We start from the raw sequence: 13,659 nt of genomic DNA, 5'->3' as shown, positions 1-13,659 counted from the left end.
GGGCTCCGGTCAGTGCGTGGATTGCGCATGGGCCACGAGCGGCGCTTCGAACGGCGTCCATGCGACCGCCGTGATCTCGCTGAAATCGCGCCATTCCTTGGTCCAGTTCCGGCCGCCGTCGCGCGAGCGGAACAGGTGGCCGTACTTGGTGCCCGCATAGACGAGCTCCGGGCGCGCGCCGTGGACGCCGAACGCCCAGAACGTCGAGTTCGGCGGCGTCTGCAGGTCCGTCTCGCGCCAGGCGCGGCCGCGGTCGGTCGAGCGGTAGATGCGGCTTTGCGTGCCCGGCGTGCCGTCGCCGATCGCCATCAGCAGTGCGCCGTCGGGCGTCGCCAGCGGCACGACCGTGCGGGTGTAGTACAGCCCGTCGAAACGCTCGCGCGACAGCTCGCCGTCCCACGTCCGTCCGTCGTCATCGCTCACGTACACGGCATTCACCGTCAGCAGCAGCGTGGTCTTCGCGGTATCGGCCGTCGCGGGCAACACGGCGATCGCGTGAATGTCGCTGTTGCGGATCGCGGTGCCGGGGCCGTCCACCCGCACCCAGGTCGCGCCGCCGTCGCGGCTGCGCCATGCACCGCCTTCCTCGACGCCGTACCACACGTTGCGGCTGTCGCTCGGGTCGACGCAGATCGTCAGCAGGCGCGGCCGGTTGACGCCCGAGCAGAACTCGGGGAATACGGGCGCCGTCGGCGTCCAGCTCATGCCGGCGTCGGTCGACTTGTAAAGCGCGGCCCGCGACGGCGCGCCGGTGCCAGCGTAGAGCACCGCCGGGTTCGCCGGATCGATCGCGATGGACCAGACGGTCTGCCCGTTCAGCGCGTTCGCGGGGCGATACCAGTGCGCGCCGCCGTCGTCGCTGATGCACAGCCCCGCATCGGCGCCGGCATACACGCGCGACGACGTGGCCGGGTCCACGGCGAGCGCGCGCACGATGCCGTCGAATTCGATCGGCTCGGTCAGGCCGAGGCGATGCCAGGTCTTGCCGTCGTCGTTCGAGCGCAGGATGCCTTGTCCGGCCGTGGCGACCAGTACGGTTGCGGTCATGGGAAGCTCCTTGTGTCGGGGAAGTCGGGGAAATCAGAGGAAGATGCCGCGGGTGAGCCCGCCGTCGCAGCCGATCGACTCGCCGGTGATCGAGCCGGCTTTCGGCGACGCGAGAAACGCGACGATCCAGCCCATCTCCTCGGGCTGCAGCACGCGCCGGATCGGCGTCGCCTTGACGTAGTTGGCCTCGACCTCGGCGGCCGTCAGCCCCTGCTTGTGCGCTTCCTTCTCGTAGAGTTCGTGGATGTGCGGCGTCTCGACCACGCCCGGATGAATCGTGTTCACCGTGATGCCGAACGGCCCGAGCTGATCGGACAGCGTCTTGGTCAGATGCACGATCGCCACGTTGCGCATGCCGGACAGCTGCTTGCTGCCGCGGCCCGTCAGGCCGCCGACGTTCACGATCCGGCCGAAGCCGTTGCGGCGCATGTACGGCGCGGCCGCCTTCGCGCAGCGCAGGTAGCCGATCACCTTGATGTCGATGTCCTGCAGCAGGCCCTGCGGGTCCGCATGCTCCAGCTCCGCGCGCACCAGGCCGCCCGGATGCGCGGCGCCGTTGAGCAGGACGTCGAGGCGTCCGAAGCGTTCGACGCTGGCCGCCATCGCCGCTTCGATGGAGCGCATGTCGGTCGTGTCGAGCGTGACCGGCAGGATCGCGCCCGCGGCGCTGCCGAGCGGTTCGAGCGCCGTGCGAAGCTCGGCGGCGGCGGCCTCCAGGTGTTCCATGCGTCGCGCCGCGATCGTGACGTTGACGCCTTCGCGGGCCAGCTCCAGCGCAACGGCCTTGCCGATGCCCATGCTGCCGCCGGTGATGAACGCGGCCTTTCCGTTGAGTTGCAGATCCATGGCGAGAAATGGTGAGAGTCGGGATTGATGGAGCGGGCAAGCGCCCGCTTAGGCGAGGCACATCTCGATGAGGCGCGGCCCGTCGGTGTGCGCGAGCGCGTCGTCCAGCGCGCGCGACAGCGCCTGCGTCGTGCTCACGCGCTCGGCCGGCACGCCGTAGCCGGCCGACAGCGCGAGCCAGTCGATCGGCGGATCGTCCAGCAGCGTCAGCCGGCTCGCGTGCGGCGTGTCGGCCGGCTGGCCGTTGCGCGCGAGTTCCGTCTGCAGGATCGCGTAGCGCCGGTTCGATGCGATCAGCATCACGATCGGCAGACGCTCGCGCGCCATCGTCCACAGCGCCTGGATCGTGTACTGCGCGCTGCCGTCGGATTGCAGCGCGAACACGCGGCGCGCCGGGCATGCGACGGCGGCGCCGAGCGCGACCGGCAGCCCCTGGCCGATCGCCCCACCGGTGTTCGTGAGGATCGTGTGCCGGCGCGCGCGCGCCGACGCCGTCACGAACGGATAGCCGCAGGTGCCGCCTTCGATCGACACGATCGCGTCGTCCGGCAGCGCGTCGGCCAGCACGCGCCCGGCCGTCTGCGGCGTCAGCGGGCCGGCTTCGACGTTCCAGCGTGCGACGCGCACGCCGTCGACGTCGGCCGTCGCGCCGACGGCTTCGGCGAGCGCTTCCAGCGCCGCGTCGGCCGCCTCGCCCGGATCGGCCAGCGTGACGAGGTCCTCGGGCGGCGCGAGCTCGCCCGGGATGCCTTCGTATGCGAAGTACGTGACGGGCGCGAGCGCGCCGGCGAGCACGACCTTGCGCCCGGCGAGGGCCGCGCGCGCCGGCTCGGGAAAGTACGGCAGCCGGTCGATGTCCGGCAGGCCGCCGCCGCGCTCCGCGCGGGCGGGAAAGGTTTCGCCGAAACAAGCCGCGCCGGTGGCCGCCGCAATCCGCGCTGCCGCCTTCTGGCCGCGCGCGGACAGCGCTCGGGCGCCCAGCAGCAGCACCGCGGGCACGCCGGTGCGCAACAGGTCCGCGACCCGTGCGAGCCGGGCCGCGTCGAATGCGGGCACGGCCGGTGCGGCCTGCGCACGCGGCTGCGATGCGGTTTCGTTCACGGCCGCAGACTGCAGATCGACCGGCAGCACCAGCGTCGCGACGCCCGAGGCCGCCGCGGTCGCTGCCGCGATCGCGGCGGCGGTGTCGCGCGCCAGATCGTCGGCATGCGCGACGCTGCGATACCAGACCGATACCGGCCGCGCGAGCGATTCGATGTCGGAGGTGAGCGGCGCGTCGTATTTCAGATGCGCGCGCGCGTGATCGCCGACAATGTTCAGGATCGGCGTGCGGGCACGGCGGGCGTTGTGAAGGTTGGCGATGCCGTTCGCGTGGCCCGGCCCGAGGTGCAGCAGCGTCATCGCGGGCTTGCCGGCCATCCGGCCGTAACCGTCCGCGGCGCCCGTGCAGACGCCCTCGAACAGCCCCAGGATCGGACGCACGCCCGCCACGCGATCGAGCGCGACGACGAACGGCATTTCCGTCGTGCCGGGATTCGCGAAACAGACGTCGACGCCGCGCTCGCGCGCCGTTTCGAGCACGATGCTCGCGCCATCGCGGGTTCGGGCATCGGTGTCCAGGTGTGGGATTTCCATTCGGCGGCTCTGGGTTAGGTGACGAAGTGGAATTCACTTTAATCCCGAAATACGGGATTTGTCAAACTATCGCTATTGACAACGGCGGCTGAACGGATTCACGTTTACCCGGTTAAATTGCGAATTCCTGTCGTTCAGGTTGCTGTCCCGCCGCCGCCCGTCAGGCTGCGAGACATCGCGAATTCCCGTATTTCGGTATTCATGGAAACGGCGTCGCGTTCGACGCGGCGCCGCTTGCCGGCGTGTTCGCGCGCGCTGAGGAGGCTCATTGATGGACGGACACGTGGGCCGCGCCAGGGGTGAAGACGAATCGCGACCGATCGAACGATGGAGAGAGGGAAGCCCGCACTCGCATCAGCGTGCGCGGGAAGGGCAATGTGAGCGGCGCCGAGCACTCGGCACTCGCCCCGCTGGGGCGAACGTTCGGCTTGTTGACGGCAACGGCTACGGCGTGCGGCCGACGCCGTCGCTTGCGCCGGCCGCACGCGCGACGGTGGACGACTCGCAATCTCTGAGGCGAAGTCATCGACCCGTCGCATCGGTGTTCGCCGTTCGCGGTCTTGGTTCAATGCGCGCGGTACGCCTGCGGTGCCCGTGCCGCTCGTTGTATTGGGGCGGGCGCGGCTTGTCGATCGGCGACCGTCTCGCGGCCGCGTTCGGCGCGGGCGCAACTCGAACGCGCCGCCCGGTGGGCGGCTCGCGTTCCGCCTGTCAGCGTGCCTCCGTCGGCGTCGCGATCGTCGCGATAGCACGCGTCGCGCCGACGTGCGCGACGGTGCACCGGCTGACCGTCGAGCAGCACGAGACACATGGCCATCGCCTGGCGGACGACCCGGCCATTTCGACGCGACGACGCGTTGCTATCCGAACCCGCCCGCGTTCATCGCGAAAGCGTGATCGTCCCCGCCGCGTGTACAAACCACGCCCGCAAGCCGACGCCACGCACCCGCCACGAATCGAACCGCTACTCGACGTTATCCGCCACGTCGGTCATCCGAATCATGTGCGGCCTGACGCCGTCGTCGTCCGCCGGTGCGGCTTCCTTCGGATAGATCAGCGCGTCGAGCCGCGCCTTCGTCGCGACGAACTCCGGCGTATTGACCTGCGAGCCGTCGCGCGGCCGCGGCACCGGCACCTCGATCAACTCGTGCACCGAGCCCGGATTCGCCTTCAGCACCAGAATCCGGTCGGCCAGCAGGATCGCCTCGTCGAGATCGTGCGTGATGAACAGAATCGTCACGTCGATGTTGCGCCAGATGTCGAGCAGATGCGCCTGCATCTTCGCGCGCGTCTGCGCGTCGAGCGCGCCGAACGGCTCGTCCATCAGCAGGATGCGCGGGCGGTTCGCGAGCGAGCGCGCGATCGCGACGCGCTGCTTCATCCCGCCCGACAGCTGGTGCGGATACACGTCGGCGAAGCGCGTGAGCCCGACCAGATCGAGCCACTGCAGCGCCTCGCGCTCGGCCTCGCCGCTGCTGCTGCCGTTCATCCGCAGGCCGAACATCACGTTCTTCTTCACGGTGAGCCACGGAAACAGCGTGTAGCCCTGAAACACCATCCCGCGATCGGCGCCCGGCCCCTGCACCGGCTTGCCGTCGAGCAGCACCTCACCGCTCGTCTGCGTGTCGAGCCCGGCCAGGATGCGGATCAACGTCGACTTGCCGCAGCCCGACGGGCCGATCACACAGACGAACTCGCGCCGGTGCGTGCGGAAGCTGATGTCGTCGAGCGCGACGCACTCGCCCTGCGGCGTCGCGAAACGCTTGCCGACGTGCCGCACGTCGAGGATCACGTCGCGCGCCTTGAGCCGCGCGAAGCGCTCGCGCACCGCGTCGGATTGAATCAGGTAGTCGGGAACGGCTTGCGGGTTCTGCATGATGGCCTCTGCAACGATCGGTCGATGGGTATGCGCGAGCGGGCGTCACGCTTTGAGCGTGCGGTCCCACGGAAACAGCCGGCGGCCGAGCGCGCCGAGCGCGAGATCGGTGCCGACGCCGATGATCCCGATCATCAGGATCGCCGCGTAGACGTTGTCGAAATGCTGGTAGCGCGCCTGCTGGCTGATGTACCAGGTGATGCCCGAGCTGGTGCCGACGAGCTCCGCGACGATCAGATAGGTCCACGCCCAGCCGAGCAGGATGCGCTGGTCGCGATACAGGTCGGGCAGCACGCCCGGAATCACGACGTGCGTGAGCAGCTTCAGCTTGTTGGTGCCGAGCGTCATCGCGGCCTCGAACAGCCCGTATTCGAGCTTGCGCGTGGTGTTCGCGACGATCAGCACCTGCTGGAACAGCGTACCGATCACGATGATGGCGATCTTCGGCGCGTCGTAGATGCCGAGGATCGCGACCATCAGCGCGCCGAACGCCGGGGCCGGCAGGTAGCGGAAGAATTCGAGGAACGGCTCCTGCAGCCGCGCGAGCGCGCTGAACGTGCCGCACACGATGCCGAGCGGCACGCCGATCGCCGACGAGATCACGAAGCCCCAGAAGATGATCCGGATGCTGTGCCACAGGCTCTCGTGCAGCCACACGCCGTCGCGCGACGCGGGCGGCGTCGTGAACGCGGTATAGAACGCGCGCAGCACCTGATGCGGCGCCGGCAGGTACACCGGATTCGCGCGCACGCCCTCCGGCACGGCCGCGTGCGTGGCGCGCGCATGCGCGAGCTCGTCGTCGAACACGTCGCGGTCGATCTGCATGCCGGTCTGGAAATAGTCGACGCTGCCGGGATTCGTGATGCGCATTTGCGGATGCCAAATGAACGGCACGTAGCTGACCAGGCACCAGACGGCGAACGGCAGCAGGAAGGACGCGATGCCGAGCGTCCACTTGCCGCGCGTCGTCAGTTCGCGGCGCACGGCGAGCCATCCGGTCGTATTGCGGGTCGTTGACATGGAAATCTCCGTATCGTTTGGGTGCCGGTCGCGCGCAGGCCGCAGCCCCGCGCGACCGGACGTTCATTGCAGCGCGCGGCTCGCGGCCTGCGCGCGATACGCGCGCCAGCCGCCGAAGCGCGTGATGTCCTGCGCATCGTCGAGCGCCGCGCTTTCGCAGACGAAGCCCTGCACCGTCGCGCCGTCCGCGAGCGTCAGCGTGCCGATGCCGAGCGGCGCCGCGATGCCGGCGACGAAGCTGCCGTACGCGTCGACCGGCATCTCCCAGACCTCCACCGCGATCGGCGCGCCGCCGGCCGGCACGCGCACGAGGCCCGGTTTCGCGACGCCGCCGCTGGTCGCGGCGGACAGCGCGTACAGGCGATAGGCGGGCGCGGTCGTGGTCTCGGCGACGAAGCGCGCGCCGCGCTGCGTGAGCTCGCCGTTCAACGGCTCGCCGCGCAGATGCGCACCGACGACGGCCACGCGCACGAAGCCGGCGCAGGTGCGATGCGCGGCCGTCGACGCGCCCGTCGACGCAGCCGCCGACGCCGCAGCGACCGCACCGTCGGCGTGACCCACGCCGTCGCCCCACGCCTGCGCGAGATCGAGCAGGCGCGCGTCGTCGTGCGCGCGGCCGACGAACGTGATCCCGAACGGCAGGCCCGCATGCGGCCCGGTCTCGCAGGTGCCGGCAGGCACCGCGATCGCCGACAGATCGAGCAGGTTCACGAAGTTCGTGTAGTAGCCGAAGCGCGAGTTGATCGCGATCGGATCGGCTTCGAGCGCGTCGACGGTCGCGGTCGTCGGCGAGGTCGGCATCGCGATCGCGTCGAGCCCTTCCCACGCGGCAGCCGCGTCGACGCGCAGCGTCGCGAGCTGGTCGAACGCCGCGAACGCATCGGCCGCGCTGAAGCGCGAGGCGCCGCCGAGGATTTCGCGGATCACCGGATGCAGCGCATCGGGCTGCCGCGCGGCAAACGCGCCGATCGCGGCGACGCGTTCGGCCACCCACGGGCCGCCGTACAGCAGCCGCGCGGCGGACAGAAACGGGCCGAAGTCGATCTCGACGACCCGCGCGCCGGTCGCGCGCAATCGTGCGAGCGCTGCGTCCCAGGCGGCGCGATACGATGCGTCGCCGTAGAACTCGAGCTGATCGGCGCGCGGCACGCCGAAGCGCAGTTGCCCGAGCGGCGGCGCCGGCCGCGCGCACACGCCATGCGTGTCGAGCAGCGGCTGCCATGCGCGCCCATACGGATCGCGCTCGGCGACGCCCTGCGCGACGTCGAACACCGCGCGCGCATCGGCCGGCGAACGGGCGAACACCGATACGCAATCGAGCGAGCGGCACGCCGGCACGACGCCGAGCGTGCTCAACACGCCGCGCGTCGGCTTGAGCCCGACGAGCCCGTGGAACGCGGCCGGCACGCGGCCCGAGCCGGCCGTGTCGGTGCCGAGCGAGAACGTTGCGACGCCGAGCGCGACGGCCACCGCCGAGCCGGAGCTCGAGCCGCCCGACGCGTAGCGCGGGTCGAGCGCATTGCGGCACGCGCCGTAAGGCGAGCGCTGCCCCGACAACCCCGTCGCGAACTGGTCGAGATTGGTCTTGCCGATCGGAATCGCGCCGGCCGCGATCAGCCGCGCGACGACCGGCGCGCTGCGTTCGGGCGTATACGCATAGGCCGGACAGCCGGCCGTGGTCGGGATGCCGGCGAGGTCGATGTTGTCCTTGATCGCGAACGGCACGCCGTAAAGCGGCAACGATGCGGGGTCGCGCACGGCGAGCGCATGCGCATACTCGCTCATCTCCGCGAGCGTGAGCGGCCTGATCCACGCATGGTGCGGATCGCCCGCGTCGAAATGCGCGGCGATCGCCTCGACGAGCGCATGCGGCGTCAGCTCGCCCGCCGTGTAGCGCGCGCGCAGTTCGGCGATCGAATGCAGCCCCGGCAGAATCGAACGTTGCGTCGTGCTCATGCGACCTCCTCGGCGGCGCCCGCCTTCATCACCATCAGCCGCTGCCCGGCCACCACCGCCGCGCCCGGCGCGCAATCGATCGTCTCGATCGTGCCGCTTTCCGTTGCCGTCACCGCCACCTCCATCTTCATCGACTCGACGATCGCGACGACCTGACCTTCGGTCACGCGCTCGCCGGCTTCGACGAGCACCTTCCAGACGCTGCCCGACACGTCCGCCGCAATCGCGCGCTGCGTGGCGTCGAGCGCGCCCGCGACGCGCGCCGCTTGCGCGTCGCCCGGCTCGGCGTCGCCGACGTATTCCGCATGCCCGGCCGCGCGCCAGCGTTCGCGCTCCGCGTCGAACGCGGCCTGCTGCGATGCCTTGAACGCGGCGATCGAATCGGCCTCGTCGCGCAGGAAGCCGTTGTATGCGCGCAGGTCGAATACCGATTCCTCGATCTTCAGCGCCGCGCGGCCCGCGATGAAATCCGCGCGCAGCGCGCTCAGCTCCGCTTCGCTCACTTCGTAGAAGCGAATCTCGTCGAAGAAGCGCAGCAGCCACGGCTTGCCGGCTTCGAATTCGCGCGTGGTCCGATGGCGGTTCCACATCTGCACCGTGCGGCCGACGAACTGGTAGCCGCCCGGCCCTTCCATCCCGTACACGCACAGGTACGCGCCGCCGATGCCGACCGCATTCTCGGGCGTCCACGTGCGGGCGGGGTTGTATTTGGTGGTCACGAGCCGGTGCCGCGGGTCGATCGGCGTCGCGACGGGCGCGCCGAGATAGACGTCGCCGAGCCCCATCACCAGATAGCGCGCGTCGAACACGATGCGCTTCACGTCGTCGATGTGGGCGAGGCCGTTGATGCGGCGGATGAACTCGATATTGCTCGGGCACCACGGCGCATCGGGCCGCACCGATTGCATGTAGCGCTCGATCGCGACGCGGGTCGACGGATCGTCCCACGACAGCGGCAGATGCACGATGCGGTTCGGCACGCGCATGTCGGTCACGTCGGGCAGTTCACGCTCGGCGGCCTGCAGATGCGCGAGCAGCGCATCGAGCGGCAGCGTGCGCGGGTCGAACTGCACCTGCAGCGAACGGATGCCCGGCGTCAGGTCGAGCATGCCGGGCAGACGATGCGCGTCGAGCCAGCACATCAGCGCATGCACGCGAAAACGCAGGTTCAGGTCGAGCACGAGCGGCCCGTATTCGACGAGCACGTTGCGATCGCCGGAGCGCCGGTAGACGACGCCGATGCCGCCGCCGGCCGATGCGTCGCGCGCCAGTATGCAGTCGCCGGGCTCGCTGGGCTCGGCGGTCGAGCCGGTTACGACGGCCGGCGCGGCGGGCGTGAGCGCGGCGGCCGGGGCCGTGGCGGGGGTGTGCGTCGCACTACTCGCGGCCGCATCTTTTTCGGCTGTATTCGAGGCTGTAGCGCCGTCCGTCCCCACGCGCACGAACTGCACGGTATCGCCCGGCCGCAGCTGGCCGAGCTTCCACAGCTCGTCGCGCACGACCGTGACCGGACACACGAAGCCGCCGAGGCTCGGCCCGTCCGGGCCGAGGATCACCGGCATGTCGCCGGTGAAATCGACGGCGCCGATCGCGTATGCGTTGTCGTGGATGTTCGACGGATGCAGGCCGGCCTCGCCGCCGTCGGCCCGCGCCCATTGCGGCTTCGGGCCGATCAGCCGCACGCCGGTGCGGCTAGAGTTGTAGTGAACCGTCCATTGCGTGCCGTAGAGCATCGCGATGTCGTCCAGCGTGAAGAAGTCCGGCGCACCGTGCGGACCGTCGAGCACGCCGAGCGTCCACGCATGCGTGAGCGCGGGACTCTCGGCCGCGGGCAGCGTCGCACCGGCGTCGCCGCGCGCGGCGTCGGCGTGCAGGTGCAGCACGTCGCCGCGGCGCAGCGCGCGCCCCGCGTGGCCGCCGAACTGGCCGAGCGTGAAGGTCGCCTTGCTGCCGAGATAGTCGGGCACCTGCAGCCCGCCTTTCACCGCGAGGCATGCGCGCACGCCGGCGCCGGTCACGCCGCCGAGCTTCAGCACCGCGCCCGGCCGCGCGCGCAACACCTGCCAGAACGGCGCAGGCTCGCCGTCGAGGGTGGCGGCGAGCGGCGCGCCGCCGAGCACGAACAGCGTCGCCGTGTTGAAGCGCAGCGTCGCGCCGACCATCGTGAATTCGAGCCCGGCCGCGTCGCGCGGGTTGCCGAGCAGCGCGTTCGCGAGGTCGAACGCGCGGTCGTCCATCGGCCCCGACGGCGGCACGCCGACGCTCCAGTAGCCGACGCGCCCCGGCGCCTGCTGCACGGTGGTCTGCACGCCGCCGTCGAGCACGTCGATCGTATGCGGCGCGAACGCGAAGCGCGACAGGAACGCGGTGGTCGGCGCGCCGCGCGCGAACGTGTCCGAGCCGGCGATGGCGCGCAGGTAGTCGAGGTTGGTCTCGATCCCGTACAGCTCGGTGCGCGCCAGCGCGGCCTGCAGCGCGGCCAGCGCATCGCGGCGCGTGTCGCCGCGCACGATCAGTTTCGCGAGCAGCGGATCGTAATGCGCGCTGATCTCCGTGCCCGCCTCGATCCAGCCGTCGACGCGCACGTCGTCGGGAAACGCGACGTGCGTGAGCAGCCCCGCGCTCGGCTGGAACTGCTTGTTCGGGTCCTCCGCGTAGAGCCGCACCTGGATGCTCGCGCCGCGCGGCGCGACGACGAGCGTGTCGAGCGGCGGCAGATCGCCTTCGGCCTGCAGGATCATCCATTCGACGAGATCGATGCCCGTCACCGCTTCGGTCACGCAATGCTCGACCTGCAAGCGCGTGTTGACCTCGAGAAAATAGAAGCGCCGCGCGTTCGCGTCGAACACGAACTCGACCGTGCCGGCCGACGCGTAGCCGACCGCGCGCGCGAGCCGCACCGCGCTCGCGTGCAGCGCGTCGCGTTCGGCGGCGGTCAGGTCGGGCGCGGGCGTTTCCTCGATCACCTTCTGGTTGCGCCGCTGCACCGAGCAATCGCGCTCGCCGAGCGCGATCGCGCCGCCGCGGCCGTCGCCGAAAATCTGCACTTCGATGTGCCGCGCATGCTCGACGAACTTCTCCAGATAGACGCCCGCATGCGCGAAGTTCGCATTGCCGAGCCTCACGACGGAGTCGAACGCCGCGTCGAGCTGCGCGGCATCGCGGCACAGCGACATGCCGATCCCGCCGCCGCCGGCCGTGCTCTTGAGCATCACCGGATAGCCGATCGCATCGGCTGCGGCGAGCGCCGCCGCGATGTCGCCGAGCAGCCCCGTGCCGGGCAGCAGCGCGACGCCGTGCGCGGCGGCAAGCTCGCGCGCGGTGTGCTTGAGGCCGAACGCGCGCATGTGCTCGCCGCGCGGGCCGATGAAACGCAGGCCGGCCGCCTCGCACGCATCGGCGAAGCCCGCATGCTCGGACAGGAAGCCGTAGCCGGGATGCACGGCCTGCGCGCCGGTTGCCTGCGCGGCCGCGAGGATCGCCGCGACGTTCAGATAGCTGTCGGCGGCCGGCGCGGGGCCGACGCGTACCGCTTCGTCGGCGAGCGCCACGTGGCGCGCGTCGCGATCGGCATCGGAATAGATCGCGACGGACGCGATGCCGAGGCGCTTCAGCGTCCGGATCACGCGGCACGCGATTTCGCCGCGGTTCGCGACGAGGACTTTGGCGAATCTCATGTTGCCTCCCGCGCGGCGGCGCCGATGGGCGTAGCGCGGCATGCGCCGCGCATCGCTGCGCGCGCAACTATCCGGCCGGCGTGGCGGAGGCGGCCGCGCGGCGAACGATCGTAAGCGTGCAGGCCGTTCATCGGGCCTCCCAGACGAGCAGGCGCACCGGCGTCGGGTTGTAGCCGTTGCACGGATTGTTCAGTTGCGGGCAATTCGAGATCAGCACCGTGACGTCCATCTCCGCGCGCATCTCGACGTACTTGCCGGGCGCCGAGATGCCGTCCTCGAACGTGAGCCCGCCGCTCGGCGTGACCGGCACGTTCATGAAGAAGTTGACGTTGCCGACGAGGTCGCGCTTCGTAAGCCTTGCGCCGGCACCGCACGCGCAGTGCGTGATCGCGTTGAGGAAGCTGTCGCGGCAGTTGTGCATGTAGCGCTTGTCGAGCGCGTAGCGCACGCTGTTGCTCTCCGCCGCGCACGCGCCGCCGAGCGTGTCGTGACGCCCGCAGGTGTCGGCGACGATCGTCGCCATCGGGTTGCCGCGGCTCGACAGCAGCACGCTGCCGGCGCTCAGGTACAGGTTGCGCTGCGCGCGGATCGTGTCCTGCGCGCTATAGCGTTCGTCGGTGTCGTCGGTGCGGTAGAACAGCGTGTCGACGGCCTGGTTGCCTTCGAGGTCGAGGATCCGGAAGATCTGGCCGCGCTTCAGGTCGTGCAGCCACGGTTCGCCCGCGGGCAGCGTGGTGTCGTGGATCGCGTCGCGCGGGTCGAGACGGCTTTCGATGATCGGCATGGCGGCGCTCCTTAGGCGAACAGACGGTCGGTGTTGGCGAAGCCGCGCGTGTTTTCCGCGCAGGCGCACCGGCACGGGTCGTCGTCGGGTGCCGCGCCGTCGGCCGGATACGCGCGGTAGGCGATCAGCTTCACGGGCTTCGGCGCATAGTCGGCGCGCGGGTCGAGCGGATGCGGCGCGGTCGAGAACGCCGCGAGCGTATTCATCTCGAAGCGCAGGTCGAGCGTGCTGCCGGCCGGCGAATGTCCGACGACGAAATCGAGCGCGCCGTCGTCGCCGGTGTCGAGCCTGCTGAAGAAGTTGACGTTCGCGGCGAGGTCGCGCGCCGACAAGCCGTATTTCGCGAGCTCGAGCACGAGGCTGTCGCGGCCGTTGCGGACCATCGCGTTGCGCGCGGCCTGATACGACGTCGTGCCGTACTTGCTCGCAAAGAGCCGCGCGTCGCCGACGCCGCCGAGCGGGTCGTGCCAGCCCAGCGTGTCGGCCGTGATCGACGCGATCACGCGTCCCATGTCCGTGTACAGCGCATGACCGCGCGTCAGATGCGCGGTGTGCTGCGCCTTCAGCGTATCGGCCATGTTGTAGCGTTCGAGCAGATCTTCCTGGCGATGAAAGACGGCGGACAGGTTCGCGCCGCCTTCGATATCGACGATGCGCAGCGCGAGGCCGCGGCGCAGGATGCCGGACCAGTGGGTTCCGGCGGGAATCAAGGCTTCCCACGCGATGTGTGGCGGCGGGGCGAGAACGGCTTGGGGGCTCGGCGACATGACGGCTCCGGGGTCGGTTGGACAAAGGGCGTGAGAGGGCGACCGAACGAC

Annotated in this window: 10 protein-coding genes; all 10 read right to left on the bottom strand. The window is 70.3% G+C overall.

Features of this window, described 5'->3' with window-relative positions:
• Window positions 1–9: 9 nt before the first annotated feature.
• The 10 genes from MYA_RS24530 to MYA_RS24490 all read right to left on the bottom strand — a co-directional run bounded on the left by MYA_RS24530 (window position 10) and on the right by MYA_RS24490 (window position 13,608).
• Complete coding sequence (locus MYA_RS24530) at window positions 10–1,047, bottom strand: sialidase family protein (RefSeq protein ID WP_014725544.1); 1,038 nt, start codon at window positions 1,045–1,047, stop codon at window positions 10–12.
• Window positions 1,048–1,080: 33 nt separating this feature from the next.
• On the bottom strand, window positions 1,081–1,893 hold the full coding sequence (locus tag MYA_RS24525) for an SDR family NAD(P)-dependent oxidoreductase (RefSeq protein WP_011879732.1): 813 nt from the start codon (window positions 1,891–1,893) through the stop codon (window positions 1,081–1,083).
• A gap of 48 nt (window positions 1,894–1,941) precedes the next feature.
• Entirely contained in the window at window positions 1,942–3,528 is a 1,587-nt protein-coding gene (locus tag MYA_RS24520; protein WP_014725543.1) for an acetolactate synthase large subunit, read from the bottom strand.
• Window positions 3,529–3,662: 134 nt separating this feature from the next.
• Window positions 3,663–3,797, bottom strand: coding sequence for a hypothetical protein (locus tag MYA_RS32470; RefSeq protein WP_257785823.1), 135 nt, complete (start codon window positions 3,795–3,797; stop codon window positions 3,663–3,665).
• A 695-nt stretch (window positions 3,798–4,492) separates the two neighbouring features.
• Window positions 4,493–5,404 (bottom strand): ABC transporter ATP-binding protein, encoded by a 912-nt coding sequence (locus tag MYA_RS24515; protein ID WP_014725541.1) that lies wholly within the window; start codon window positions 5,402–5,404, stop codon window positions 4,493–4,495.
• A gap of 45 nt (window positions 5,405–5,449) precedes the next feature.
• Window positions 5,450–6,424, bottom strand: a complete 975-nt coding sequence (locus tag MYA_RS24510; protein WP_011879728.1) for an ABC transporter permease — start codon at window positions 6,422–6,424, stop codon at window positions 5,450–5,452.
• A 63-nt stretch (window positions 6,425–6,487) separates the two neighbouring features.
• Window positions 6,488–8,380: an allophanate hydrolase gene (gene atzF / locus MYA_RS24505; RefSeq protein WP_014725540.1), complete on the bottom strand. Its 1,893-nt coding sequence runs from the start codon at window positions 8,378–8,380 to the stop codon at window positions 6,488–6,490.
• Window positions 8,377–12,057, bottom strand: coding sequence for an urea carboxylase (gene uca / locus MYA_RS24500; protein ID WP_041494419.1), 3,681 nt, complete (start codon window positions 12,055–12,057; stop codon window positions 8,377–8,379). Before uca ends, atzF begins: the two co-directional genes overlap by 4 nt.
• Before the next feature lie 127 nt (window positions 12,058–12,184).
• Window positions 12,185–12,841, bottom strand: coding sequence for an urea amidolyase associated protein UAAP2 (locus tag MYA_RS24495; protein WP_014725538.1), 657 nt, complete (start codon window positions 12,839–12,841; stop codon window positions 12,185–12,187).
• 11 nt (window positions 12,842–12,852) lie between these two features.
• Window positions 12,853–13,608: an urea amidolyase associated protein UAAP1 gene (locus tag MYA_RS24490; protein WP_014725537.1), complete on the bottom strand. Its 756-nt coding sequence runs from the start codon at window positions 13,606–13,608 to the stop codon at window positions 12,853–12,855.
• Window positions 13,609–13,659 lie beyond the last annotated feature (51 nt).

Source organism: Burkholderia sp. KJ006 (assembly GCF_000262695.1).
Classification (GTDB): domain Bacteria; phylum Pseudomonadota; class Gammaproteobacteria; order Burkholderiales; family Burkholderiaceae; genus Burkholderia; species Burkholderia vietnamiensis.
This window is presented reverse-complemented; position numbering and strand designations above follow the sequence as displayed.